The organism is Thauera sp. 63 (assembly GCF_000310165.2).
GTDB lineage: Bacteria > Pseudomonadota > Gammaproteobacteria > Burkholderiales > Rhodocyclaceae > Thauera > Thauera humireducens.
In genome coordinates this window covers 165,427-189,943 of sequence record NZ_AMXC01000002.1, presented here as the reverse complement: position 1 = coordinate 189,943, position 24,517 = coordinate 165,427, and the positions used below count along the sequence as shown (strand labels likewise).

General features: G+C 65.6%; 21 protein-coding genes and 3 tRNA genes. 19 read left to right on the top strand and 5 right to left on the bottom strand.

Annotation, left to right across the window (positions count from 1 at the left end; genetic code table 11):
- Positions 1 to 9: 9 nt before the first annotated feature.
- The 8 genes from tsaE to C664_RS03015 all read left to right on the top strand — a co-directional run bounded on the left by tsaE (position 10) and on the right by C664_RS03015 (position 9,270).
- Positions 10 to 531 carry a tRNA (adenosine(37)-N6)-threonylcarbamoyltransferase complex ATPase subunit type 1 TsaE gene (tsaE, locus tag C664_RS03050; RefSeq protein ID WP_004253112.1) on the top strand — a complete coding sequence of 174 codons (522 nt, stop codon included), beginning with the start codon at positions 10 to 12 and terminating at the stop codon, positions 529 to 531.
- Positions 480 to 1,850 carry an N-acetylmuramoyl-L-alanine amidase gene (locus C664_RS03045; RefSeq protein ID WP_004253111.1) on the top strand — a complete coding sequence of 457 codons (1,371 nt, stop codon included), beginning with the start codon at positions 480 to 482 and terminating at the stop codon, positions 1,848 to 1,850. Before tsaE ends, C664_RS03045 begins: the two co-directional genes overlap by 52 nt.
- Positions 1,851 to 1,950: 100 nt before the next feature.
- Positions 1,951 to 2,895 carry a bifunctional riboflavin kinase/FAD synthetase gene (locus C664_RS03040; RefSeq protein WP_004253110.1) on the top strand — a complete coding sequence of 315 codons (945 nt, stop codon included), beginning with the start codon at positions 1,951 to 1,953 and terminating at the stop codon, positions 2,893 to 2,895.
- 42 nt (positions 2,896 to 2,937) lie between these two features.
- A complete protein-coding gene (gene ileS, locus C664_RS03035; protein ID WP_004253109.1) occupies positions 2,938 to 5,748 on the top strand; it encodes an isoleucine--tRNA ligase in 2,811 nt (936 codons plus the stop codon).
- Positions 5,741 to 6,277, top strand: coding sequence for a signal peptidase II (lspA, locus tag C664_RS03030; protein ID WP_004253107.1), 537 nt, complete (start codon positions 5,741 to 5,743; stop codon positions 6,275 to 6,277). Before ileS ends, lspA begins: the two co-directional genes overlap by 8 nt.
- The gene (locus C664_RS03025) at positions 6,274 to 6,702 is read left to right on the top strand and encodes an FKBP-type peptidyl-prolyl cis-trans isomerase (protein ID WP_004253104.1); all 429 of its coding nucleotides are present in this window, start codon (positions 6,274 to 6,276) and stop codon (positions 6,700 to 6,702) included. Before lspA ends, C664_RS03025 begins: the two co-directional genes overlap by 4 nt.
- A 25-nt stretch (positions 6,703 to 6,727) precedes the next feature.
- Complete coding sequence (gene ispH / locus C664_RS03020) at positions 6,728 to 7,666, top strand: 4-hydroxy-3-methylbut-2-enyl diphosphate reductase (protein WP_004253101.1); 939 nt, start codon at positions 6,728 to 6,730, stop codon at positions 7,664 to 7,666.
- A gap of 281 nt (positions 7,667 to 7,947) precedes the next feature.
- On the top strand, positions 7,948 to 9,270 hold the full coding sequence (locus C664_RS03015) for an IS1182 family transposase (protein ID WP_004251208.1): 1,323 nt from the start codon (positions 7,948 to 7,950) through the stop codon (positions 9,268 to 9,270).
- A gap of 155 nt (positions 9,271 to 9,425) precedes the next feature.
- On the opposite strand, the gene C664_RS03010 is transcribed toward C664_RS03015, so the two are convergent.
- Positions 9,426 to 10,532, bottom strand: a complete 1,107-nt coding sequence (locus C664_RS03010) for an aromatic ring-hydroxylating oxygenase subunit alpha (protein WP_004253099.1) — start codon at positions 10,530 to 10,532, stop codon at positions 9,426 to 9,428.
- A 124-nt stretch (positions 10,533 to 10,656) separates the two neighbouring features.
- On the opposite strand from C664_RS03010, the gene C664_RS03005 reads away from it, so the two are divergent.
- From C664_RS03005 to mltF, 10 genes are all read left to right on the top strand, one after another.
- Positions 10,657 to 10,914, top strand: coding sequence for an exodeoxyribonuclease VII small subunit (locus C664_RS03005; RefSeq protein ID WP_004253097.1), 258 nt, complete (start codon positions 10,657 to 10,659; stop codon positions 10,912 to 10,914).
- Complete coding sequence (locus tag C664_RS03000) at positions 10,911 to 11,810, top strand: polyprenyl synthetase family protein (protein WP_004253095.1); 900 nt, start codon at positions 10,911 to 10,913, stop codon at positions 11,808 to 11,810. The genes C664_RS03005 and C664_RS03000 overlap by 4 nt, the downstream gene beginning before the upstream one ends.
- A gap of 57 nt (positions 11,811 to 11,867) precedes the next feature.
- Positions 11,868 to 13,727: a 1-deoxy-D-xylulose-5-phosphate synthase gene (dxs, locus tag C664_RS02995; protein WP_004253093.1), complete on the top strand. Its 1,860-nt coding sequence runs from the start codon at positions 11,868 to 11,870 to the stop codon at positions 13,725 to 13,727.
- Between the two features lie 101 nt (positions 13,728 to 13,828).
- The gene (gene folE2 / locus C664_RS02990) at positions 13,829 to 14,635 is read left to right on the top strand and encodes a GTP cyclohydrolase FolE2 (protein WP_004253091.1); all 807 of its coding nucleotides are present in this window, start codon (positions 13,829 to 13,831) and stop codon (positions 14,633 to 14,635) included.
- Positions 14,636 to 14,804: 169 nt separating this feature from the next.
- Complete coding sequence (locus tag C664_RS02985; protein WP_004253090.1) at positions 14,805 to 15,164, top strand: carboxymuconolactone decarboxylase family protein; 360 nt, start codon at positions 14,805 to 14,807, stop codon at positions 15,162 to 15,164.
- 60 nt (positions 15,165 to 15,224) lie between these two features.
- Positions 15,225 to 15,314 (top strand) — tRNA-Ser (locus C664_RS02980).
- Positions 15,315 to 15,376: 62 nt separating this feature from the next.
- A tRNA-Arg gene (locus C664_RS02975) sits at positions 15,377 to 15,453 on the top strand.
- 44 nt (positions 15,454 to 15,497) lie between these two features.
- Positions 15,498 to 15,574 (top strand) — tRNA-Arg (locus tag C664_RS02970).
- Positions 15,575 to 15,679: 105 nt separating this feature from the next.
- Positions 15,680 to 16,723 (top strand): DnaJ C-terminal domain-containing protein, encoded by a 1,044-nt coding sequence (locus C664_RS02965; RefSeq protein WP_004253088.1) that lies wholly within the window; start codon positions 15,680 to 15,682, stop codon positions 16,721 to 16,723.
- A gap of 53 nt (positions 16,724 to 16,776) precedes the next feature.
- On the top strand, positions 16,777 to 18,162 hold the full coding sequence (gene mltF, locus C664_RS02960; protein WP_004253079.1) for a membrane-bound lytic murein transglycosylase MltF: 1,386 nt from the start codon (positions 16,777 to 16,779) through the stop codon (positions 18,160 to 18,162).
- Between the two features lie 7 nt (positions 18,163 to 18,169).
- Here the strand turns inward: mltF and serS are convergent, their stop codons facing one another.
- Positions 18,170 to 19,462, bottom strand: coding sequence for a serine--tRNA ligase (gene serS, locus C664_RS02955; protein WP_004253076.1), 1,293 nt, complete (start codon positions 19,460 to 19,462; stop codon positions 18,170 to 18,172).
- Between the two features lie 265 nt (positions 19,463 to 19,727).
- Here serS and C664_RS02950 point away from each other — a divergent pair, with 265 nt between their 5' ends.
- The gene (locus C664_RS02950; RefSeq protein WP_004253074.1) at positions 19,728 to 19,991 is read left to right on the top strand and encodes a hypothetical protein; all 264 of its coding nucleotides are present in this window, start codon (positions 19,728 to 19,730) and stop codon (positions 19,989 to 19,991) included.
- Here C664_RS02950 and C664_RS02945 read toward each other — a convergent pair.
- Genes C664_RS02945 through C664_RS02935 form a run of 3 tightly spaced genes read right to left on the bottom strand, consistent with a single transcriptional unit; the run spans position 19,963 to position 24,357 of the window.
- Positions 19,963 to 21,378 carry a replication-associated recombination protein A gene (locus C664_RS02945; RefSeq protein ID WP_004253067.1) on the bottom strand — a complete coding sequence of 472 codons (1,416 nt, stop codon included), beginning with the start codon at positions 21,376 to 21,378 and terminating at the stop codon, positions 19,963 to 19,965. The genes C664_RS02950 and C664_RS02945 overlap by 29 nt on opposite strands.
- 16 nt (positions 21,379 to 21,394) lie before the next feature.
- Positions 21,395 to 22,066: an outer membrane lipoprotein chaperone LolA gene (lolA, locus tag C664_RS02940; protein ID WP_004253060.1), complete on the bottom strand. Its 672-nt coding sequence runs from the start codon at positions 22,064 to 22,066 to the stop codon at positions 21,395 to 21,397.
- On the bottom strand, positions 22,066 to 24,357 hold the full coding sequence (locus tag C664_RS02935; protein ID WP_004253059.1) for a DNA translocase FtsK: 2,292 nt from the start codon (positions 24,355 to 24,357) through the stop codon (positions 22,066 to 22,068). Before C664_RS02935 ends, lolA begins: the two co-directional genes overlap by 1 nt.
- Between the last annotated feature and the right edge of the window lie 160 nt (positions 24,358 to 24,517).

Sequence of the window (24,517 nt, the reverse complement as noted above, 5' to 3'; positions counted from 1 at the left end):
GAGGATTCCATGATCGAGTTGCTCAAGGCCGCCGATGATAGCGGCGCCCGCCTCCGCGCGCACTTGCCCGCCGAAGCCGACACCGAAGCCATCGGCGCCGCACTGGCCGCCACCCTGCGTCCGGGGCTCAGAATCTGGCTGCAGGGCAACCTCGGCATGGGCAAGACGACGCTCACGCGCGGGCTGCTGCGGGCACTTGGTCACGAAGGCAAGGTGAAAAGTCCGACATACACCTTGATTGAACCTTACGTTGTTTCTAGATTAGACTTATATCACTTTGATTTTTATCGCTTCAATTCGCCCGAAGAATATCTGGACGCGGGGCTGGACGAATACTTCGCGAGTCAGGGCGTATGTGTAGTGGAATGGCCGGACAAAGCCGCCCCCTATCTGCCGCCGCCTGACCTCGAAATCCGGCTCGAAACCCATGATTCCGGGCGGTTTGTGGAGATCGATGGCAATACGGATGCGGGGCGGACATGCGTGATCGAACTGGGGAAAGCATTGCGGGGCGCGGACCCGGCGTCCTGACGGAGCCGGATGCTGCGCTTGCGCAGGGCATCGATCGTCGTCGCCTGCTCAAGTTCGCCGGGGCGACGCTGGCCATGCTGGTCAGCCCTGTCGGCCACGCAGCGCCGGCCAGCCTGCTCGCCGTTCGCGTCTGGCCGTCGGCCGAATACACCCGCATCACGCTCGAGGGCTCGACCACCCTGCGCTATAGCCACATGCTGGTGCCCGACCCCGACCGACTGGTGGTCGACCTCGAGGGCGTTCACCTCGACAGCGTGCTGCAGTCCCTGCCCTCCAAGGTCATGGAGTCCGACCCGTACATCCGCCTGATCCGCGCGGGCCAGAACCGCCCCGGTGTCGTGCGCGTGGTGGTCGAACTGAAAGCGCCGGTGAATCCGCAGGTGTTCACCCTTGCACCGGTCGGCAACTACGGCCACCGTCTGGTGCTCGACCTGCACTCGACCGAGGAGCACGACCCGCTGCTGGCGCTGATCATGAAGGATTCGCCGATGGACGCCGCGGCGGGCGACGCTGGCCAGGACAGCGCCCAGGCCAGCGTTTCCGACAACGGGAATCCGCCGGCGGAACGCAGCACCGCCCGCCGCGCCGACCCGAACGTCAATCGCCTGTTTACCGTCGTGCTCGATCCGGGCCACGGCGGCGAAGACCCGGGTGCGATCGGCGCCGCGGGCAGCTACGAGAAGAACGTCACGCTCTCCATCGCCCGCCGCCTCAAGCGCAAGATCGACGCCGAACCGAACATGCGCGCGGTGCTGACGCGCGACGGCGACTATTTCGTGCCGCTGCAGCAGCGTGTCACGCGCGCGCGCCGCGTGCGTGCCGACCTCTTCGTGTCCATCCACGCCGACGCCTTCGTCAAACCCGAGGCCAACGGCAGCTCGGTCTACGTGCTGTCCGAGCGCGGCGCCTCGAGTACCGCGGCACGCTGGCTGGCGCAAAAGGAAAACGACGCCGACCTCGTTGGTGGCGTCAATCTCGCCCGCCAGGACGGCCACATCGCCCGCACCCTGCTCGATCTGTCGCAGACCGCGACGATCAACGACAGCCTCAAGCTCGGCCGCGCCATGCTCGGCGAGATCGGCGGCATCAACCGCCTGCACAAGCAGGATGTCGAACAGGCGGGCTTCGCGGTCCTGAAGGCGCCGGACATCCCCTCGGTGCTCGTCGAGACGGCCTTCATAAGCAACCCGCAGGAAGAGCGCCGCCTGAACGACGAGGCCTACCAGGAAAAAATGGCCAACGCCCTGCTGCGCGGAATCCGGCGCTACTTCGAGACCAACCCGCCAGCGGGTACGACGCGCGTCGCCCAACTCGGCTGAACACCCCGCGGCCTGCGGACCCTGTCGCAACCGACGCGGTCCGCGGCAAGCCCGCACGGTCGCGCTTTGCCGTTATAATTGCCGCTTTTTTCAGGCGCTTATGCGGGTTTTTCGCGGGATTCCCGAGCGAGCCGACACCGCCGCGGTGCTGACCATCGGCAACTTCGATGGTGTCCACCTCGGCCATCAGGCGCTGCTCAAGCTACTCACCGACAAGGCGCGTTCGCTCGGCCTGCCGGCTGTCGTGCTCACATTCGAACCGCACCCGCGTGAGTACTTCAGCCCGTCCGACGCCCCCGCCCGCCTCGCCTCGCTGCGCGAGAAGCTGCTGCTGCTGGACGCGGCAGGTGTCGACCGTACCTACGTGTGCCGCTTCGACGCCCGCTTTGCATCGCAGACCGCGCAAGCCTTCATCGAGGACACGCTGGTCCGTGGGTTGGGTGTGCGCCACCTTTTCGTCGGCGACGACTTCTGCTTCGGCGCGCGCCGTCAGGGCAACTTCGCGATGCTGCAGGCGGCGGGCGACAGACATGGCTTCGGGGTCGAATCCATGCCGACGCTCGGCGTCCAGGGCGAGCGTGTATCGAGCTCCGCGGTACGCGACGCGCTCGGCGAGGACGACCTGGAGCATGCCGCGCGCCTGCTCGGGCGCCCTTACAGCATTGCCGGCCGCGTCAGCCATGGCGACAAGATCGGTCGCCAGCTGGGCTTCCCGACCGCCAACATCCAGATGAAGCACCGCCGGCCGGCGCTCACCGGCGTCTATGCAGTGGGCGTCGAAGGACTAGCCGGCAAGCGCATCGCCGGGGTGGCGAACATCGGCGTTCGTCCCACCGCGACATCCGCAGGACGCGCGCGTCTGGAAGTGCATCTCTTCGACTGGACGCAGAGCTGCTATGGCGCCCACATCCGCGTGCACTTCCTGCACAAGCTGCGTGCCGAGCGCAAGTTCGAATCGCTCGACGCCCTGCGCACCCAGATTGCACTCGACGCCGACATCGCACGGCAGTGGTTTGCCGACCACCCCGACCGCCTTCAGGCCTGAACGGCCCGAGCCCCAAGAACCCACAAGACTGACGTTTACGCCATGGCCGACTACCGCAAGACGCTCAACCTGCCCGACACGCCCTTCCCGATGCGCGGCGACCTGCCCAAGCGCGAGCCGAACTGGATCGCCGACTGGCAGCAAAGGAAGCTCTACCAGCGCATCCGCAAGGCCAGCGCCGGCCGGCCCAAGTTCGTGCTGCACGACGGCCCGCCCTACGCCAACGGCAGCCTGCACATCGGCCATGCGCTGAACAAGATCCTCAAGGACATCATCGTGCGCTCGAAGACCCTCGCCGGCTTCGACGCGCCCTATGTGCCGGGCTGGGACTGCCACGGTCTGCCGATCGAGCACAAGGTCGAGGTCACCCACGGCAAAAACCTGCCCGCCGACAAGGTGCGTGAGCTGTGCCGCGCCTACGCCGCCGAGCAGATCGAGATCCAGAAGGCCGACTTCATCCGCCTCGGCGTGCTCGGCGACTGGGACAACCCCTACCGCACGATGGACTTCGCCAACGAAGCCAACGAGATCCGCGCGCTGGCCGAGATGACGAAGAACGGCTACGTGTTCAAGGGCCTGAAGCCGGTCAACTGGTGCTTCGACTGTGGCTCAGCGCTGGCCGAAGCCGAGGTGGAGTACGCCGACAAGCAGTCGCCGACGATCGACGTCGCCTTCCCGGTGGCCGAGGCTGACAAGCTCGCTGCCGCCTTCGGCCTGGCCAAGCTCGACAAGCCCGCCGCCGCGGTGATCTGGACCACCACCCCGTGGACCATCCCCGCCAACCAGGCCCTCAACGCCCACCCCGAGTTCGACTATGCGCTGGTGGACGTGGGTGATCGTCTTCTGGTGCTCGCCAGGGAACTGGTCGAGACCGCCCTGCAGCGCTACCAGCGCGAAGGCACGATCGTCGCGACCGCCAAGGGCGTGGCGCTCGACCGCATCGCGTTCCGCCATCCCTTCTACGACCGTGTCTCGCCGGTGTATCTGGCCGATTACGTCGGCGTGGACGCCGGCACCGGCATCGTGCATTCGGCACCGGCGCATGGCGTGGACGACTTCAACTCGTGGCGCGCCTACGGCCGCAGCAACGAGGAGATCCTGTCGCTGGTCATGGGTGGCGGCGAGTACGTGCCCGACCTGCCCTTCTTCGGCGGCATGAACATCTGGAAGGCCAACGCCGCCATCGTCGACAAGCTCGCCGAAGTCGGCGCCCTGCTGTCGCACGGCAAGATCACCCACAGCTACATGCACTGCTGGCGCCACAAGACGCCGCTGGTGTATCGCGCCACCGCGCAATGGTTCGTCGGCATGGACAAGACGGCCGCCGACGGTTCGACGCTGCGCGAGCGCGCGCTGCGCGCGGTGGAAGCCACCAAGTTCTACCCCGGCTGGGGCCAGGCGCGCCTGCACGCGATGATCGCCAACCGCCCCGACTGGTGCATCTCGCGCCAGCGCAACTGGGGCGTGCCGATCCCCTTCTTCCTGCACAAGGAAACCGGCGAACTGCATCCGCGCACCGTCGAGCTGATGGAGGAAGTCGCGCTGCGCGTGGAGAAGGAAGGCATCGAGGCCTGGTTCAAGCTCGACGCCGCGGACTTGCTCGGCGCCGAAGCCGGCCAGTACGACAAGATCAGCGACACCCTCGACGTCTGGTTCGACTCCGGCACCACCCACAAGCACGTGCTGCGCGGCTCGCACAACGACGGCCACCCCGAAGGACCGCGCGCCGACATGTACCTGGAAGGCTCGGACCAGCATCGCGGCTGGTTCCACTCATCGCTGCTCACCGGCTGCGCGATCGACGGCCACGCACCGTATCGCAGCCTGCTCACCCACGGTTTCGCGGTGGACGGCGCCGGGCGCAAGATGAGCAAGTCGCTCGGCAACGTGGTCGTGCCGCAGGAAGTCACCGGCAAGCTCGGCGCCGAGATCCTGCGCCTGTGGGTCGCGTCGACCGATTATTCGGGCGAGCTGTCGATCTCGAAGGAGATCCTCGACCGCGTGGTCGAGGTCTATCGCCGCATCCGCAACACGCTGCGCTTTCTGCTCGCCAACACCGCCGACTTCGACATCGCCAAGGACGCGGTGCCGCTCGAGCAGTGGATGGACCTCGACCGCTACGCGCTCGCCTTCACCCGCCAGATGGCGCAGCAGGCCGAGGCCGACTACGCGAAGATGGAGTTCCACCGCATCGTGCAGGCGCTGCAGGTGTTCTGCGCCGAGGACCTCGGCGCCTTCTATCTCGACATCCTGAAGGACCGCCTGTACACCACGGCTGCCGGCAGCCTGCCGCGCCGTGCCGCGCAGACCGCGTTGTGGCACATCACCCAGACGCTGCTCAAGCTGATGGCGCCGATCCTGTCCTTCACCGCCGAGGAAGCCTGGTCCATCCTGAACCCGGCCAAGGCCGGCGAGGAACCCGACAGCGTGATGCTGCACACCTTCCATGCCCTGCCCGCCCAGGAAGGCGAAGCCGGCCTGATCGCGCGCTGGGAGATCATCCGCGCCGTGCGCAGCGAAGGCCTGAAGGTGATCGAGGCGCTGCGCACCGAGGGCAAGGTGGGCGCCTCGCTGCAGGCCGAACTGAGCCTCGCGCTGACGACCGACAAGTTCGCCGCGATGACCAGCCTGGGCGAGGACCTGCGCTTCGTCACCATGACCTCGGCCGCAACCCTCGTCCAGGTGGCCAACGCGGAGGACGAGCGCATCGTCGCCACGCCCAGTGCCGCGCAGAAGTGCGAGCGCTGCTGGCATTACGTGGAATCGGTCGGCAGCCAGACCGAACACCCCACGCTGTGCGGCCGCTGCGTGAGCAACCTATTCGGCGGCGGCGAGACGCGCATCCATGCCTGACGTACTGCCCGCGATGCGCAAGACCTCGACACGTCCCGCACTGGCCGCCATGGCGCCCTGGATCGTGCTGGCGATCGCGGTCGCCGTGCTCGACCAGGCGAGCAAGCAATGGGTGCTCGACAGCCTGCACCACGGCCAGATCATCCCGGTCACCGGTTTCTTCGACCTGGTGCTGGTGTTCAATCCGGGTGCGGCCTTCAGCTTTCTTGCCGACCACGACGGCTGGCAACGCTGGTTCTTCACCGGGCTCGCCACCGTGATCTGCGGCTGGTTGCTGGCGCTGACCTGGCAGCACCGCGACGAGAAACTGTTGCCGACCGCCTTCGCCCTGATCATCGGCGGTGCCGTCGGCAACGTGTATGACCGCCTCGTGCATGGCGCAGTCGTCGATTTCCTGCATTTCCACTACGCCGGCTGGAGCTGGCCGGCGTTCAACCTGGCCGACTCGGCCATTACCGTCGGCGTGGTGCTGATGCTGTGGGGACAATTCCGCCACGACCGCCGCCCGACCCCGGAGAAGCCATCTTGAGCCAAGTCGTCCAAGCCAACAGCCTGGTCACGCTGCACTACCGCATCTCGCTGCCCAACGGGCAGCCGCTGATCAGCACCTTCAATGCCACGCCCGCCACCCTGCAACTGGGCGCGGGCGAAATGCTGCCGGCGATGGAGCAGCTGATGATCGGCCTCGCCCCCGGCACGCACCACGTGTTCGAGCTGGAAGCAGAACAGGCCTTCGGCCCGCACCGTCCCGAGCTCATCGAGCGCGTGAAGCGCGAACACATGCCGGACGAGGAGATCGAGCCGATGAGCATCATGGAATTCACCGCGCCCGACGGCTCGCGCTACTCGGGCCTGGTACGCGAAATCGACGAACAGTCCGCGCTGATCGACTTCAATCACCCGCTCGCTGGCAAATCCATCCGCTTCGAGGTGGAAGTGATCGGCGTGTCCTGAGCCCTGCGCCCCACAGAGACGAAACATGAGCGACAAGGAAATCCTGCTGGCCAACCCGCGCGGCTTCTGCGCCGGCGTCGAACGCGCGATCGAGATCGTCGAGCGCGCGCTGCAGCGCTTCGGCGCGCCCATCTACGTGCGCCACGAAGTCGTGCACAACAAGTTCGTCGTCGACGACCTGCGCAACAAGGGCGCGATCTTCGTCGAGGAGCTCGACGAAGTCCCCACCGGCAACACCGTGATCTTCTCGGCCCACGGCGTATCGCTGGCAGTGCGCGAGGAAGCGGAGAAGCGCGGCCTGCGCGTGTTCGACGCCACCTGCCCGCTGGTGACCAAGGTGCACATCGAGGTCGGCCGCATGCGCGAGCAGGGCCGCGAGATCATCATGATCGGCCACAAGGGCCACCCCGAGGTCGAGGGCACGATGGGCCAGGTCAAGACCGGCATCCATCTGGTCGAAACCCCGGAAGACGTCGCCACGCTGCAGGTCGCCAATCCGGATCTGCTGGCCTATGTCACGCAGACCACGCTGTCGGTGGACGATGCGGCAAACATCGTGAACGCCTTGCGCACGCGCTTCCCGAACATCGCCGGACCGAAGAAGGACGACATCTGCTACGCCACGCAGAACCGCCAGGATGCGGTGAAGTTCATGACCCCACACGCGGACGTGGTGTTCGTGGTCGGCTCGAAGAACAGCTCGAACTCCAACCGCCTGCGCGAAGTGGCGGAACTGCGCGGCGTGCCGGCCTACCTGGTCGACAACGCGGCGGGCATCGACCCGGCCTGGGTCGAAGGCAAGCGCCGCGTCGGCGTCACCGCGGGGGCATCGGCACCGGAGGTGTTGGTCGAGGAAGTGATCGCGCGGCTCAAGGAACTGAGCGGCGGCTCGGTGCGCAACCTCGACGGCGTGCCGGAGAAGGTGACCTTTCCGTTGCCGAAGGAACTGCAGGACGTTCGCTGATTGCGGCCTTCGTGGCGGGTGCGCTGCGGGGTATTTGCTCCATCGGCTGCGGAACTCGCCCTACGGGCTCAGACAGTCCTCGCCGACTCCGCAAACACCCCGCAGCACACTGGAACGCAGCTTGGTTCCCGACGCTAAAAACGAAGAACCCTCGCGAGCAGGAGCCGCGAGGGTTCTTCATCATGTACCCAGCGAATCAGACCCTAGGAGTCTGCGCGGCAGAAGCCAAGCGTCGGTGAGTTAAGTCCTCCCGGGCGTTTCGGGGCCGGTAGACTGTCGAGATGACGAGCTATCTGCCCTATTGCCCGCAGCAGCAGATGCTGCTGCCCCAGGCGCTGCAGGAGTGGCTACCCGAAGGCCACTTGGCGTACTTCATCAGCGACGCGGTCGACGGGTTGGACCTGAGCGCGTTCCACGCCCGGTATGCCGGTGGCGGACCGCGCAACCAGCCGTTTCATCCGGCCATGATGGTCAAGGTGCTGCTGTATGCGTACGCCACGGGCGTGTTCAGTTCGCGCAAGATCGCGCGCAAGCTGCACGAGGATGTGGCGTTCCGGGTCCTGGCGGCAGACAACTTCCCGGCCCACCGCACGCTGAGCGACTTTCGCGCTGTCCATTTGAAGGAGCTGAGCGAGTTGTTCGTGCAGGTGGTACGACTGGCCCGCGAGATGGGGCTGGTCAAGCTCGGGACGGTGGCCATCGACGGCACCAAGGTCAAGGCAAACGCCAGCCGCCACAAGGCGATGAGTTACGGCCATATGGTGAAGGCGGAGGCCGAGTTGAAACGGCAGATCGAGGCGCTGCTCAATCGGGCCAAGGCCGCCGACGACGCCGAGCGGAACGAGCCCGAGCTGGATGTGCCGGCCGAGATCGCGCGGCGCGAGGCGCGGCTGACGGCGATTGCTGAAGCCCGGGCGCGGCTCGAGCAGCGCCAGCGCGAGGCCGATCAGGCGCGCGGGCGCAGCGACGATGACGACCGTCGCCCGCGCGGCGGTGACGGCAAACCGAAGGGCGGGCGCTACAAGCGCGACTTTGGAGTGCCCGAGGACAAGGCGCAGGAGAACTTCACGGATCCGGACAGCCGCATCATGAAGCGCGCCGGCGGCGGGTTCGATCCGAGCTACAACGCCCAGACGGCGGTCGACGAGACCGCCCACATCATCGTGGCGGCCGAACTGACCAACAACGCCAGCGACGCCGGGCAACTGGCGGGGGTACTGCAGGCCGTGCGCGACAACGTCGAACAACGACCGCGCCAGGCGCTGGCCGACACCGGCTACCGCTCGGAGCAAACGTTCCGGGAACTCGACGGGTGCGGGACCGAACTGGTGGTGGCGCTGGGCCGGGAAGGCAAGCGCCGACTCGGTTTCGACCGCGAACGCAATCCGCACACCGCACAGATGGCCGACAAGCTCGAGAGCGAGGCGGGCAAGAGCGCCTACCGAAAACGGAAATGGATCGCCGAACCGCCCAACGGCTGGATCAAGAACGTGTTGGGATTCCGGCAGTTCAGCCTGCGGGGCCTGGAGCGCGTCAAAGCGGAGTGGAAGCTCGTCTGTATGGCGCTGAACCTGCGCAGGATGAGCACATTGAGGACGGCATGACGGGAAAAGGGGGCAAACCTGTCCCCGTTGCCGTCCGGCATGCGCGCCGCGACGTCGCAAAGCAACTTAACCACGGCCTCAGTCTCTTGCCGCACCTCTCGGTTCGCCAATCGTTCTGCTAAAAAACACGCTCTGGAGTTCTGCCGCGCAGACTCCTAGCCGCCGATGTGCGGCTCCATGATCCGCCGGTAGAACTCGTGGAAATGCTGCATGCCGTCCTCGAACGGCGACTGGTACGGACCAACCTCGTTGCGGCCTTCCTTGTATAGCGCCAGCCGCCCGCGATCCATGCGCTCGCCGATGTCGTCGTCCTCGATGGCGGTCTCCATGTAGGCGGCCTGCTCGGCCTCGACGAACTCGCGCTCGAACTCGACGATGTCCTCCGGGTAGTAGAACTCCACCACGTTGGTCGTCTTATCGATGTCAGTCGGGATCAGCGTGCTCACCACCAGCACGTGCGGATACCACTCCACCATGATGTTGGGGTAGTAGGTCAGCCAGATCGCCCCATGCTCGGGCTTCTTCTCGCCGTAGTAGTCGAGCACCGCCTTGTGCCACTTGGCGTAAGTCGCCGAGCCCGGCTTGGCCAGCGAAGTAATCCCCACCTGCTGCACCGAATACCAGTCGCCGAACTGCCAGGTCAGGTCGTCGCAGGTCACGAAACTGCCCAGGCCCGGATGGAAAGGCACGACGTGGTAGTCCTCAAGATAGACCTCGATGAAGGTCTTCCAGTTGTAGTTGCACTGGTGGATCTCGACGCGGTCGAGCTTGTAACCGGAGAAGTCCAGTTCAGGCGCGACCTTCATGCCCGCGAGGTCGGCATTGGCCGAGCGCGGCCCCTTGAACAGCAGGCCATGCCAGTCTTCCAGCGCATCGTGCTTGAGTCCCAGGCAAGGTTTCTCGGCGAAATGCGGCGCCCCGATGAGGTCGCCCTGCTGGTTGTAGGTCCAGCGGTGCACCGGGCAAACGATGTGCTCGGCTGTGCCACTGCCCTGCAGCATGATGGCCTGGCGATGGCGGCAGACGTTCGACATCTGGTGAATGCCGGCTTCGGTGCGGAACAGCAGCTTGGAGTGATCCAGCCACTCGAGCGAACGGTAGTTGCCGACCTCAGGCACCATCAGCTCGTGGCCGACGTACCCCGGACCGGCATCGAAGAGGAGTTTCTTCTCCAGTTCGAACACCTTCTCGTCGAAGTACCACGAAACAGGCAGTTGCGAAACAGCCTGGGCCAGTTGAGCCTTGGAAGCGATGTCGGTCATCCCCGAACCCCCCTTGCGGACAAGAAATCCGGAAAAATAAACAGGTTAGTGTAAGCCACCCTCGGTTTGACCGCCAGACCTGCCATCGGTTATTTTCCCGCTTTTGCCGCGCAGATATTCATCCATGCCAAAGTCGGCGACCTCCCCAAAGTCATTCGAAGCTGCGGTTTCCGAACTCGAAGCCATCGTGCAGGAGATGGAATCCGGAAACCTGCCACTGGAAGAGGCGCTGACGCGCTACCAGCGCGGCGTCGGCCTGCTGCGTTACTGCCAGGGTACGCTCGCGAACGCCGAACAGCGCATCAAGGTGCTCGAAGGCGACACACTGGTCGCATTCGGCAACGAAGGCGGTCAGGCCGCGAACACGGGAGATGCCGAATGAGCACCACTCAGTCCTTCAAGGAATGGATGCTCCAGGTGCAGCAGCGCACCGAGGTCGCACTGGACACCTTGCTGCCCGCGTCGGCGATTGCCCCCCAGCGTCTGCATGAAGCCATGCGCTACGCGGTACTGGGCGGCGGCAAGCGTGTCCGCCCGCTGCTGGCGCATGCAGCCGGCGAGTTCGCGGGAGCGTCGGCCGAGCGACTTGATCGCGTGTCCTGTGCGGTCGAGCTGATCCACGCCTATTCGCTGGTGCATGACGACATGCCCTGCATGGACAACGACGTGCTGCGTCGCGGCAAGCCGACCGTGCATGTCGAATACGACGAGGCCACCGCGCTGCTGGTCGGCGACGCCCTGCAGACGCTCGCCTTCCAGTCCCTGACCGATGCAGAGACGGCCGACACGCCGCAGACGCAGCTCAAGATGCTCGGCCTGCTGGCGACGGCATCGGGCTCGCGCGGGATGGCCGGCGGCCAGGCGATCGACCTCGCTGCGGTGGGCACGCAGCTGAGCCGCGAGGAGCTGGAGTTCATGCACATCCACAAGACCGGAGCGCTGATTCGCGCCGCCGTGCTGCTGGGTGCGCATGCCGGACGCAGCCTGGACGACGCGACCCTGAAGCGCCTGGACCATTACGCCAAGGTCGTCGGCCTGCTTTTCCAGGTCGTGGACGACATCCTCGATGCCGAGGCCGACACTGCCACGCTCGGCAAGACCGCGGGCAAGGACGCCGACAACGACAAGCCGACCTACGTGAGCCTGCTCGGCCTCGCCGACGCCAAACGCCTGGCGGAAGACATGCTGGCCGACGCCCGTGCGACACTGTCGCCCCTGGGCGCCGCTGCCGCGCGCCTCGAATCCCTGGCCGACTACATCGTGCACCGCGCCTTCTAGGCAAGCGACCGCCCGACCGACGCCCACGAACGAACACGACTCAGACTCGGACCGCCCATGTCCTACCCCACCCTGGAACGCATCAGCTCACCTGCCGACCTGCGCGCACTCGACCGCCGCGAGCTCGACACGGCTGCTCAGGAATTGCGTGCCTTCCTGATCGAATCGGTCTCCAAGACCGGCGGCCACCTCTCGTCAAACCTCGGCACGGTCGAACTGAGCATCGCGCTGCATCGGGTGTTCGACACGCCCTACGACCGTATCGTGTGGGACGTCGGCCACCAGACCTACGGCCACAAGGTACTCACCGGCCGCCGCGAGGCGATGTCCGGCCTGCGCCACTGGGGCGGCATCTCGGGTTTCCCGCGACGCTGCGAGAGCGAATACGACACCTTTGGCACCGCACACTCGTCGACCTCGATCTCGGCGGCACTGGGCATGGCTGTCGCCGCTCGTGCGCGCAAGGAAGACCGCCATGCCATCGCCGTCATCGGCGACGGCGCGATGAGCGCCGGCATGGCCTTCGAGGCGCTCAACAACGCCGGCGACATCGAGGACATCAACCTGCTGGTGATCCTCAACGACAACGAGATGTCGATCTCGCCGCCGGTCGGCGCACTCACCAAGATCCTCGCCCGAATGCTCTCGGGCTCGACCTACAACACGGCGCGCCGCGTTGGCGAAAAGGTGCTGGGCATGGCTCCGCCGGTCGCCGAGCTGGCGCGCAAGGTCGAAGAGTACGCAAAGGGAATGATCAGCCCGGGAACGCTGTTCGAGGAATTCGGATTCCGCTACTACGGCCCCATCGACGGCCATGACCTCGACGCGCTGATCCCGACGCTGCAGAACCTCAAGAAGCTCAAGGGTCCGCAGTTCCTGCACGTGATCACGAAGAAGGGTCAGGGTTACAAACTGGCCGAAGCCGATCCGATTCTCTATCACGGCGTTTCCAAGTTCGACCACACGGCAGGCATCCAGACCGGCAAGGGCGCGGGCAAGCTCACCTACACCCAGGTCTTCGGCGACTGGCTGTGCGACATGGCGAAGGCCGATCCGCGCATCGTCGGCATCACTCCCGCGATGCGCGAAGGCTCGGGCCTGGTGCGCTTTGCCCACGAGTACCCGGACCGCTACTTCGACGTCGGCATCGCCGAGCAGCACGCCGTGACCTTCGCCGCAGGCATGGCCTGCGAAGGCTTCATCCCGGTGGTGGCGATCTACTCCACCTTCCTGCAGCGCGCCTACGACCAGTTGATCCACGACGTCGCGCTGCAGAACCTGCCGGTCGTGTTCGCCATCGACCGTGGCGGCCTGGTCGGCGCGGACGGCGCCACCCACCACGGCGCCTACGACCTGTCCTACCTCGCCTGCATCCCCAACATGGTGGTGATGGCGCCGGCGGACGAAAACGAATGCCGCCAGATGCTCTACACGGCCACGCAACACCCGGGACCGACCGCCGTGCGCTACCCGCGCGGCAGCGGCACCGGCGCGGCGCCGGCGGCACAGATGCAGGCCCTGCCGATCGGCAAGGCCGAGGTGCGGCGCGCCGGCAAGCGGGTCGCCTTGCTGGCCTACGGCAGCATGGTCGGCGTGGCCGAGCGGGTCGGCGAGACGCTGGACGCCACCGTGGTCAACATGCGCTTCGTCAAGCCGCTCGACGAAGCGCTGCTCGCCGAACTCGCCGGTAGCCATGAACTGTTCGTGACCCTCGAGGAGAACGCCGTGGTCGGCGGCGCCGGTGCCGAAGTCTCGCGCTTCGTCGATACGCTGCCGCAGCGTCCGCGCGTGCTGCGCCTCGGCCTGCCCGACCGCTTCATCGACCACGGCGACCAGGCGCAACTGCTCGCCTCGGTGGGCCTCGACGAAGCGGGCATCCTTGCCAGTATCGGGAAAGTCAATCAGATCGATAGTTGAGCATTTTTGTCGGGAAAGCTAAGATGGCAACCCTGTTGCAACTGGGTTGCATGTCATGCGGGCGCGGCAGGCCGCCCCGCAGCCTTTCCTGAGAGCCGCTCATGAACACCCCCACCGATGCACCCATGCCCGATGTCCAGAGCAGCACGGACACGCGGCAGATCGCGATCAACAAGGTCGGCATCAAGTCGATCCGCCATCCCGTCAAGGTCAGCGACAAGACCGGTGGCGTCCAGCACACCGTCGCCAGCTTCAACATGTACGTCGGGCTGCCCCACAACTTCAAGGGCACCCACATGTCGCGCTTCGTCGAGATCCTGAATTCGAACGAACGCGACATCTCGGTCGAATCCTTCGAACCGATGCTCCGTGCCATGGTCGAGCGCCTCGAGGCCGAGACCGGCCATGTCGAGATGAGCTTCCCCTACTTCATCAACAAGGCCGCACCGGTTTCCGGCGTGAATAGCCTGCTCGATTACGACGTCACCTTCATCGGCGAGATCCGTGAAGGTGGCCGCTACGAGTTCACCATGAAGATCGTGGTGCCGGTCACGAGCCTGTGTCCCTGCTCCAAGAGGATCTCGGACTATGGCGCGCACAACCAGCGCTCGCACATCACCGTGACCGCGGTGCTCAACGACCACCTGTGGATCGAGGACATGGTGCAGCTGGTCGAAAGCCAGGCCTCCTGCGAGGTCTTCGGCCTGCTCAAGCGACCGGACGAGAAATGGGTCACCGAGCGCGCCTACGACAACCCCAAGTTCGTCGAGGACCTCGTGCGCGACGTCGCCGGCCTGCTCAATGCCGAACCTCGCATCGACGCCTACGTCGTGGAATCAGAGAACTTCGAATCCATCCACAACCACTCCGCGTACGCCCTGATCGAGTGTGACAAGCGCCGCCCCTGAGCGTCGCCCGCGTCTCAATCCTGCCTGCGGCGGCCATCCCCCAAAGGGACGGCCGCCGTTTCGCTTTCCGGCCGATTCGTTTGCCGCATGCATGAATCGACAAGGCCAATGCCCCTCGCCCGCACTTTCGGATTAAAATAAGCATTTCCTTAAATACGGAGTCGCCGCGATGTCCTCCAAGTCCTTCGTCCAGATCACCACCGACGTATCCAAGGCGCTCGCCACGCTGCGCAAGGAGACCCCGGAAACGATGCAGGGCTTCAGCGCGATGGCCAAAGGCGCGCTGCAGGATGGCGCCTTGAGCGAACTGCAGAAGGAACTGATCGCCCTGGCGATCGCTGTCACCCAACGCTGCGACGCCTGCGTCGGCTTCCACATCAAGGCCTTGATCCGACTCGGCGCCAGCCGCGAGCAGATCATGGAAACCTTGGGCGTATGCACCTACATGGGCGGCGGCCCGGCCCTGATGTATGCGGCCGAAGCGGTTCGTGCGTATGAGGAAATGGCACCGAAGACCCCCACAGCTTAAAAATTTCACGCAAGGGCGTTTACTTCCCCGGATTACGCCCTATAATGCCGACCTTCGAGCGGAGAGGTGGCAGAGTGGTCGAATGTACCTGACTCGAAATCAGGCGTAGGTGCAAGCCTACCGTGGGTTCGAATCCCACCCTCTCCGCCAAAAAACACTTGAAGATGCGGAATTAAGCGTTATAATCCCGCTCCTTCGCAGTGCAGCAAAAAGCGCCCGTAGCTCATCTGGATAGAGTACCTGGCTACGAACCAGGGGGTAGGAGGTTCGAATCCTTCCGGGCGCGCCAGTTTTTCAGGCCTTTCGATGACGGGCCCTAAACGTTTCGAGATTGCGCCCGTAGCTCATCTGGATAGAGTACCTGGCTACGAACCAGGGGGTAGGAGGTTCGAATCCTTCCGGGCGCGCCAGCTTCGCGCAAAAGGCCCAGTCTCCGGACTGGGCCTTTTGCGTTTCGGCACCGTCTCGACACCCAAGCGCTCTGGAGCCCCTCCTCCATCAGGCAGACGCCAATCATGCACGACGCTTACGAACTGCTCGGCCTGGAGCCCGGCGCGACCCGGGCCGAAATCAGGCGTGCGTTTCGCCGGCTGGCGATGCGCTGGCATCCCGATCGGAATGGCGATCCCCTGGCCGCAGAACACTTCAAGGCACTGCGCCAGGCGCACGACACGCTGCTCGATGAAATCGAGAAGGGCCTGGCCAGCACCGGGCCGACATCGGCCGACGATGCGAACACGCGGCGAGCCGCACCCGAGGCGGAAGCGGCGCGCGCCGCCGCCAATGCCGAGCCGCGCGGCGCAGATCGCTTCATGAAGCTTGAGCTCACATTCGAAGAGGCCTTCCGCGGGGGGCAGAAGCCGTTATGTCTGCAACAGTCTTCGCCCTGCGCCCACTGCGACGGCGAGGCCGAGGTGACCCTTGCGCACACGCGTCTGTGCGAACCCTGTCGAGGATCCGGCCGCGTGGGAGGCAGCAGGCACCTGACACGCTGCGAGGTCTGCGGCGGTCGTGGCTATCGCAATACCACGCCCTGCCCGCACTGCCACGGACAGGGCAACACAACGCTCGAGCGCTGGCTCGCAGTCAGCCTTCCCGCAGGGCTGATCGATGGCGACAGCCTGCGCCTGGCGGGCGAAGGCGAGCCGTCCGCAGATCACCATGATCTCCCGGGCAACCTTCATCTGCACATACGTCTTCAGCCGCATGCGCTGTTCAGACGCCAGGGCCGCGATCTGCGCCTGCAGCGTCCCGTAAGCGCCGTTCGTCTGCTGCTCGGTGGCGATCTTCAGATCCCCCATCCAGACGGAACGCGCACGCTCTCGCTCGCCCCAGGCAGCACGGCCCCGCGCGAGCTCCGTATCCCCGGTGCGGGCTTTCCGGCGCGCGGCGAACGCCCTGCGGGAGACCTGATCGTCGAGTTGCGCCCCGTCATGCTGTCGCATGCCGACGACACGCTTCAGCCCTTGCTCGAAGCCCTCGAGCGGGAACTCCAGGGCGCGCTGGCACATCACCTACCGGAACTGGCCGCCTGGCAGGCACAATGGCTACCCGATTGAGCTCACTCACGGACGTGCCCGGCCTGAGCGCAGGCACAACACCGGGATACACGATGCTCCGACTGCTCCTGATTGCCCTGCTGAGCCTTGTCCTGGCCGCCTGTGCCCCGAGCGAAACCCCGCGCGTGGGCGACTATCGCAGCGTCGGTGAGTTGCGCGTGGCAACCCGCCACGACGCCATCTCATACCGCCTCGACGAGGACGGCCGCGCCAGTGGCTTCGAGCACGATCTGCTGCTTGCACTCGGTGACACGCTGGGCGTACCCGTGCGTTTCGTGCCCTATCCCGATGCCGCACGCGCGCTCGACGCCGTCATCAACGGCCAGGTCCATATGGCCGCCGCCGGCCTAGGACGCAACGATCGCCTGCCACTGAGCTGGTCGCAATCCTTGCGTGAGGTGGAGTACGTCATCGTCGGACGCAGCGATGGACGAGCGGTCAACGCCGAGAAGGATCTTGCGGGACGTACCGTATCCGTGCGTCGCGGCACACTCGCCGCCGACAAGGTGTCGGAGATCCGCAAGCGCCTGCCGGGCGTTAACGTGCATTTCCCGACCCGGAGCGCCGAGGAGAAGCTGCTGAGCGATCTGGCCGAAGGCAGACTCGACCTCGTCGCCACCGATCGCCTGCATTTCGTCTTTGCCGCACGCATCCATCCCGAACTCGAAATCGTGCATGAACTGCCTGGCCGCTCAGGCATCGCCTGGGCGCTGCCTCAGGCGGGAGGCGCACTCGCGACCGACATTGCGGCCTTCCTCACGGAGATCACCGCCAGTGGCCGCCTGGCACGCATCGCCGATCGCTACTTCGGCCACGTGCGGCGGCTCGACGAAGCCGACGTCGCCACCTTCCTGAGCCGCATTCGCGAGCGCCTGCCGCGCTACCGCCCCTTCTTCCACGAGGCCGAAGCCCTGACCGGCCTCGACTGGCGCTATATCGCGGCCGTCGCCTACCAGGAGTCGCACTGGGATCCCCACGCCACCTCGTTCACCGGTGTGCGCGGCATGATGATGCTGACGGCGGACACCGCCGATCACCTCGGCGTCGAGAACCGGCTGGATGCGCGCCAGAGCATCCTGGGTGGCGCCCGCTACCTGGACATGCTCAGGGAGCAACTGCCGGACGACCTCCCCGAGCCGGATCGAACGTGGATGGCGACCGCGGCCTACAACCTGGGCATGGGCCACATGAAAGGCGCGCGCACCATCGCACGCGGCCTCGGCAAGGACGACCGCTCGTGGTGGGACATGAAGTCGGTGCTGCCGCTGCTGTCGAGACCGCAATACGCACAGCGGCTGAAAGCCGGGCCGGCACGCGGCGGCGAAGCGGTGGTGATGACGGAAAACGTGCGCAGCTTCCACGACATCCTGCTACGCCTCGAGGCCCCCTACGAGCCGGCACTGGCCCTGCCCCGCCTGAGGCTGGGCCAGACCGACTGAGCCCTGCTTACAACGCCGGCTCGAGCACCTCGACGCCGCCCATGTAGGGCACCAGCGCCTTGGGAATCACGATGGCACCGTCCGCGCGCTGATAGTTCTCCAGCACCGCTACTAGCGTGCGACCCACCGCCAGGCCAGAACCATTGAGCGTGTGCACCAACTCGTTCTTGCCCTGGGCGTTCTTGAAGCGCGCCTGCATGCGGCGTGCCTGGAAGGCCTCGCAGTTCGAGCAGCTCGAGATCTCGCGATAGGTGTTCTGCGCCGGCAGCCAGACCTCGAGGTCGTAGGTCTTCGCCGCGGAAAAGCCCATGTCGCCGGTGCAAAGCGTAATCACGCGGTAGGGCAGCTCGAGCTTCTGCAGGATGGCCTCGGCGTGGCCGACCATCTGCTCCAGCGCCTCGTAGCTGGTCGACGGCTCGACGACCTGCACCATCTCGACCTTGTCGAACTGGTGCTGGCGAATCATGCCGCGCACGTCGCGGCCACCGCTGCCCGCCTCCGAGCGGAAGCAGGGGCTGTGCGCCGTCATGCGGATCGGCAGCGCATCCAGCGCCAGCACGTCCTCGCGCACGCTGTTGGTCAGCGTGATCTCGGCAGTCGGGATCAGGTACTGCTCGACACCTTCCTCGTCGCCGCCGCGCAGCACCCAGAACAGGTCTTCCTTGAACTTGGGCAGCTGGCCAGTCCCGAACAAGGCCTCGCGGTTGACGATGTAGGGCGTGTAGCACTCGGTGTAGCCGTGCTCGCGCGTGTGGGTGTCGAGCATGAACTGCGCCAGCGCACGGTGCAGGCGCGCGATCGGGCCGCGCAGGAAGGCAAAACGCGAACCCGACAACTTGGCGCCGGTCTCGAAATCCAGACCCAGCGGCGCACCGAGATCGACGTGGTCGCGCACTTCGAAGTCGAACTGCGCCGGCATCCCCCAGCGGCGCACCTCGACGTTGCCGCTCTCGTCCTCGCCGACCGGCACGCTCTCGTGCGGCAGGTTGGGCAGGCGGGCCACGAAGTCGTTGATGCGCTCCAGCAGGCCGGGCAGAGCCTGCTCGCAGGCCTTCAGCTCATCGCCGAGTTGCGCCACCTCGGCCATCACCGGCGCGACGTCCTCGCCCTTGCCCTTGAGCATGCCGATCTGCTTCGACAAGGCGTTGCGCCGCGCCTGCAGTTCCTGGGTGCGGGTCTGCAGTTGCTTGCGTTCGTCCTCGAGTGCCTGAAAGGCAGCGCTGTCCAGTTGCAGTCCGCGGCTGGCCAGGCGAGCGGCAACCACATCGATCTGGCTGCGCAGAAGTTGAATGTCGAGCATCGGTCGTTCCTGAAATCGTTATTGAGTCATCGACTTGGCGTCGAAATCTGAAGTGGAGCCTGGAACAGATTCAACAAGTATCTGATCCGAAACGGCATCCAGGACGCCGCACCACGATGATGCGACGCACAAAATTAATTATCGAGATCAATCACTTAGAGAGTTGACCCTACGTAAATCGAACTTGCAAATTCTCTATCGTCGAATATGTTTAAAGGAGTCATCAAGCCGCACCAGACGGTAACCATCAAAGGAGGATTACGGCATGCTATCCATTCGAGACTGCCTCGACTACTGCGACCTTACCGACGATGAGGTCTCGCTCATCGCCGAGCATGAGGGCATTCCCGACGTGGCTGCGGCACAGATGGCCTGTGGTCTGGTTCAGACGCCCGAAGGCGTCTTGATGCTGACCCACTACATGCTCGACCTCATCGAGCGGGCCAGTGAACGCGGCGACGAACGGAAGGCGCAATTGGCGCGCAGGGTGTGCGAGCGTTTCATGTCCGATCACCCCCTGCCACATTGAGGTCGTCACGATCTTGCCCGGATGTCCCCTCCGGGTTTGCACCCGTCGCGGGAGCAGCATGCTTCCCGAGGCGGGTGCTTTCTTGTTGTGCGGCGACGTCCAGCGCCCGGAGATGGGCGAGCTTGTCGCCAATCCGGGCTTCCATGCCCCGTGGCGTGGGCTGGTACCAGCCCGGCCGCAGCATGCCCTCAGGCAGGTAGTCTTCCCCGGCCGCATACGCCTCCGGCTCGTCATGTGCGTAGCGGTAGGTCTTGCCGTAGCCCAGCTCTTTCATCAGCCGGGTCGGTGCATTGCGCAGGTGCAGCGGCACAGGACGTGAGCCATCCCGCTTCACGAAATCGCGCGCCGCGTTGTAGGCCTTGTAAGCGGCGTTGGACTTGGCCGCACACGCCAGAAAGATCGTCGCCTGCGCCAATGCCAGCTCGCCCTCCGGCGAGCCGAGGCGCTCGTAGGTCGCGCAGGCGTTCAGGCTGATTTCGAGCGCACGCGGATCGGCGAGACCAATGTCCTCCACCGCCATGCGGATCAGTCGTCGTCCGAGATAGAGCGGATCGGCCCCACCGTCGAGCATGCGGCACAGCCAGTACAGCGCGGCATCCGGGTCAGAACCGCGCACCGACTTGTGCAGCGCCGAGATCTGGTCGTAGAAGGCCTCACCGCCCTTGTCGAAGCGCCGCAGGTTCTGCGACAGCGCAGCGTCGATGAAATCCGCCGTCACCGGTGCCACCGCGGCCGTCTCGGCCGCCACCTGCACCTGCTCGATCAGGTTCATCAGGCGGCGTGCATCGCCATCGGCAAAGCCGATCATGCGATCCCGCGCATCATCGTCGATGGCCAGCGCCGGGCAGGCAATCTGCCATGCTCGCCCGAACAGCATCTGCATCGCACCGGCGTCCAGCGGCTCGAGCACATACACGGTGGCACGCGACAGCAGCGCCGAATTGACCTCGAAGGATGGATTCTCGGTGGTGGCGCCGATGAAGGTCACCAGCCCCTGCTCGACGTATGGCAGGAATGCATCCTGCTGCGACTTGTTGAAGCGATGGACTTCATCCACGAACAGGATCGTATGCCGTCCGCGCGCCTTGGCGGCCTGCGCCTGCTGGATCGCCTCCCGAATCTCCTTGACCCCGGAGAACACCGCCGAGAGCGCGACGAAATCGGCATCGAAGCCTTGCGCCATCAGCCGGGCGAGCGTCGTCTTGCCAACACCGGGTGGCCCCCACAGGATCATCGAATGCGGCTTGCGCGCGGCAAAGGCCAGGCGCAAGGGCTTTCCGGGACCCAGCAGGTGCTGCTGCCCCGCAACCTCGTCCAGCGATTTCGGCCGCATGCGCTCGGCCAGCGGGACGCGTGGCGGCTCGATCGATTCGAACAGGTCGGCCATCGGGAAGTACCGTGACTTAACGCGCCACGGCCGGCACGTCGCCGATCACGTCTGCGCCCGCCGGCGGCGTGAAGCGGAAGCGACCGGCATCGAGTTGCGGATTGGGCTGCAGGCGCGTGAAGCGGATGAAAGTGGTCTGGCCGAAGTTGTCGCGCATTTCCATCTGCCGCAGCTGACCGTCCTGAAGGCCGATGCGCAACGACTCGAAGCCGCTCTCGGTCTTCTTCGGGCGCGCCTCGACCCAGCTCAGCCCATTGTCGGTACCACCATCGGCCAACTCGAAGCCTTCCTCGAGTTCGCCGCTACCGAACAGGATCGCCGCCGGCGTCGCGCCGAGGGCCTCGCCGATCTCGCGTACCGTCACCTGATTCAGATCCGGATCCCAGGTCCATAGCCGGGTGCCGTCGCCCACCAGCACCTGCCGATAGGGCTGGTCGTATTCCCAGTGAAAGCGTCCGGGCCGCGCGTAGGCGAAGCTGCCGGCCGCCTGCTGCGGCCTGCGCCCCGACTTCGCGACCACGGTCTGTTCGAAAGCCCCCTCCGCGCTGCGCGTCGAACTCACGAACTGGCGCAGCTGCTCGACCCCGTCCGCGGCAAACGTCAACCCGCCGATCGCCAGCAGGCCGGCACCGCACAGGCTCAGAACCAGCGCCCGAACTGCACGCCCCACGCCGAAACGCACTGACATCATTCGCCCTCCTTCGCCGGCACGATCACCTCGCGGTTGCCGTTGCTGCCCATTGCCGACACCAGCCCGGCGCGCTCCATCTGTTCGATCAGGCGCGCCGCGCGGTTGTAGCCGATGCGCAGATGGCGCTGCACCAGCGAGATCGACGGCCGTCGTGTCTTGATCACCACTTCCACCGCCTGGTCGTAAAGTGGATCAGCCTCACCGTCCCCGCCCTCGCCCCCGCCCCCCAGGGCGGCCTCGAGATCGTCCTCGGGCGCAGCGAGGATGCCCTCGACGTAATCCGGCGGACCGACGCGCTTGAGGTGATCGACCACCTTGTGCACCTCGTCATCCGCGACAAAGGCGCCATGCACCCGCACCGGCAGGCCGGTACCGGGCGCCAGGTAGAGCATGTCGCCCATGCCGAGCAGGGTCTCGGCCCCCATCTGGTCGAGGATGGTGCGCGAATCAATCTTGCTGGAGACCTGGAACGCAATCCGTGTCGGCACGTTGGCCTTGATCAGGCCGGTGATGACATCGACCGACGGCCGCTGGGTGGCGAGGATCAGGTGGATGCCCGCCGCACGCGCTTTTTGCGCCAGGCGCGCGATCAACTCCTCCACCTTCTTGCCGACCACCATCATCATGTCGGCCAGTTCGTCGACGACGACGACGATGTAGGGCAGCGTCTCCAGCGGTTCGGGGCTCTCCGGCGTGATCGAGAATGGATTGGTCAGCGGCGTCTCGGCCTTGCGCGCCTCGGTGACGGCCTTGTTGAAGCCGGCGAGGTTGCGCACGCCGACTGCCGCCATCAGCTTATAGCGCTTGTCCATCTCGGCCACGCACCAGTTGAGCGCATTGGCTGCGTGCTTCATGTCGGTGACGACGGGCGCCAGCAGATGCGGGATGCCCTCGTAGATCGACAATTCGAGCATCTTCGGGTCGACCATGATGAGGCGCACACGGTCCGGCTCGCTCTTGTACAGCAGCGACAGGATCATCGCGTTGATGCCCACCGACTTGCCCGAACCGGTCGTGCCCGCGACCAGCAGGTGCGGCATCTTGGCCAGATCGGCGACCACCGGCTGGCCACCGATGTCCTTGCCGAGCACGACGGTCAGCGGCGAGGCCATGTCCTGGTAGACCTTGGAGCCGATGATCTCGGACAGGCGCACGGTCTGGCGCTTGGGGTTGGGCAGTTCGAGCGCCATGCACGACTTGCCGGGCACGGTCTCGACCACCCGCACCGACACCAGCGACAGCGCGCGCGCCAGATCCTTGGCCAGATTCACCACCTGGCTGCCTTTCACCCCCGTGGCCGGCTCGATCTCGTAGCGCGTGATGACCGGCCCCGGATACGCAGCCAGCACCTTCACCTCGACGCCGAAATCGGCCAGCTTGGTCTCGATCAGGCGCGACGTGAACTCGAGTGCCTCGGCCGACGGCGGCTCGACCTCGCCCGACGCCGGGTCGAGCAGCCCCACCGGCGGAATCGCCCCTTCGGCGGCGTCGGCAAACAGCGTCTGCTGACGCTCCTTTTCGACACGCTCCGACTTCTGCACGGTGACCACAGCCGGCTCGATACGCAGTGGCGGCGGCGGCGCCTTCTCGGTCTTGCGCCGACGGGTCTCGACCACGGCTTCACGCTTCTGGGCGATCTCACGTCCGACTCGCCGGTCCTGCCAGCGCAGCCACGCTTGTTGCGCACCGACGACAGCCTGCTCCAGCCACAGCCCGATCCGCTCGACGACCGCAACCCACGACACCCCGGTGAACAGCGACAATCCGGACGCCAGCAGGGCCAGGAGCAGCAAGGTGCCGCCGGTGAAGCCGAAGTAGCGGTTCGTCAGTCCCCCCAGTTCCATGCCGATGAGCCCACCCGGCCCCAGCGGCACGGCCGCACCGTGGCTGTGGAAGCGCAGGAACTCGAGCGCGCTGCTGGTCAGCAGCACCACCAGGAAGCCGATCATCACGAAGACGAAGGAGCGGCGGTCCAGCGTCAGGCGGTTCTTCAGGCGCCGGAAGCCCCACAGCAGGCTGTAGCCGAGAAAGACCACCCACCACCACGACGACACGCCGAAAAGGTAAAGCAGAAGATCGGCCAGCCAGGCGCCGAAGCGGCCGCCCGGATTGACCACGCGGCCGACATCCGACGCGTGCGACCAGCCCGGGTCAGCCTTGCTGTAACCCAGCAGGATGAGACCGACGTAGAGCGACATGACGCCCAGGATCAGCCAGCGTGCTTCCTGCAGCAGCAGCGAGATCTTTTCCGGCAGGGGCTGGGAACGGGACGACGAACGAGACAGCATTGGGCGACGGCAGCAAGCCTGAATGAAACAACAGCGCGGATTATATGCGATGCATCACGGCACACGGCCGCGACGTTGCGCCTGCTCACAAACCTGCGCCGGAACCCTTCTCCGCAGCGCCGCCACCTGTGCAGCGCCAATCGAAGGGAATCGCCCGGGA

Bases quoted from the DNA above. Each gene is read 5' to 3' on its own strand.
- tsaE (WP_004253112.1), top strand. From the start codon at position 10: ATGATCGAGTTGCTCAAGGCCGCCGATGATAGCGGCGCCCGCCTCCGC.
- C664_RS03045 (WP_004253111.1), top strand. From the start codon at position 480: ATGCGTGATCGAACTGGGGAAAGCATTGCGGGGCGCGGACCCGGCGTC.
- C664_RS03040 (WP_004253110.1), top strand. From the start codon at position 1,951: ATGCGGGTTTTTCGCGGGATTCCCGAGCGAGCCGACACCGCCGCGGTG.
- ileS (WP_004253109.1), top strand. From the start codon at position 2,938: ATGGCCGACTACCGCAAGACGCTCAACCTGCCCGACACGCCCTTCCCG.
- lspA (WP_004253107.1), top strand. From the start codon at position 5,741: ATGCCTGACGTACTGCCCGCGATGCGCAAGACCTCGACACGTCCCGCA.
- ispH (WP_004253101.1), top strand. From the start codon at position 6,728: ATGAGCGACAAGGAAATCCTGCTGGCCAACCCGCGCGGCTTCTGCGCC.
- C664_RS03015 (WP_004251208.1), top strand. From the start codon at position 7,948: ATGACGAGCTATCTGCCCTATTGCCCGCAGCAGCAGATGCTGCTGCCC.
- C664_RS03010 (WP_004253099.1), bottom strand. From the start codon at position 10,532: ATGACCGACATCGCTTCCAAGGCTCAACTGGCCCAGGCTGTTTCGCAA.
- C664_RS03005 (WP_004253097.1), top strand. From the start codon at position 10,657: ATGCCAAAGTCGGCGACCTCCCCAAAGTCATTCGAAGCTGCGGTTTCC.
- C664_RS03000 (WP_004253095.1), top strand. From the start codon at position 10,911: ATGAGCACCACTCAGTCCTTCAAGGAATGGATGCTCCAGGTGCAGCAG.
- dxs (WP_004253093.1), top strand. From the start codon at position 11,868: ATGTCCTACCCCACCCTGGAACGCATCAGCTCACCTGCCGACCTGCGC.
- folE2 (WP_004253091.1), top strand. From the start codon at position 13,829: ATGAACACCCCCACCGATGCACCCATGCCCGATGTCCAGAGCAGCACG.
- C664_RS02985 (WP_004253090.1), top strand. From the start codon at position 14,805: ATGTCCTCCAAGTCCTTCGTCCAGATCACCACCGACGTATCCAAGGCG.
- C664_RS02965 (WP_004253088.1), top strand. From the start codon at position 15,680: ATGCACGACGCTTACGAACTGCTCGGCCTGGAGCCCGGCGCGACCCGG.
- mltF (WP_004253079.1), top strand. From the start codon at position 16,777: ATGCTCCGACTGCTCCTGATTGCCCTGCTGAGCCTTGTCCTGGCCGCC.
- serS (WP_004253076.1), bottom strand. From the start codon at position 19,462: ATGCTCGACATTCAACTTCTGCGCAGCCAGATCGATGTGGTTGCCGCT.
- C664_RS02950 (WP_004253074.1), top strand. From the start codon at position 19,728: ATGCTATCCATTCGAGACTGCCTCGACTACTGCGACCTTACCGACGAT.
- C664_RS02945 (WP_004253067.1), bottom strand. From the start codon at position 21,378: ATGGCCGACCTGTTCGAATCGATCGAGCCGCCACGCGTCCCGCTGGCC.
- lolA (WP_004253060.1), bottom strand. From the start codon at position 22,066: ATGTCAGTGCGTTTCGGCGTGGGGCGTGCAGTTCGGGCGCTGGTTCTG.
- C664_RS02935 (WP_004253059.1), bottom strand. From the start codon at position 24,357: ATGCTGTCTCGTTCGTCGTCCCGTTCCCAGCCCCTGCCGGAAAAGATC.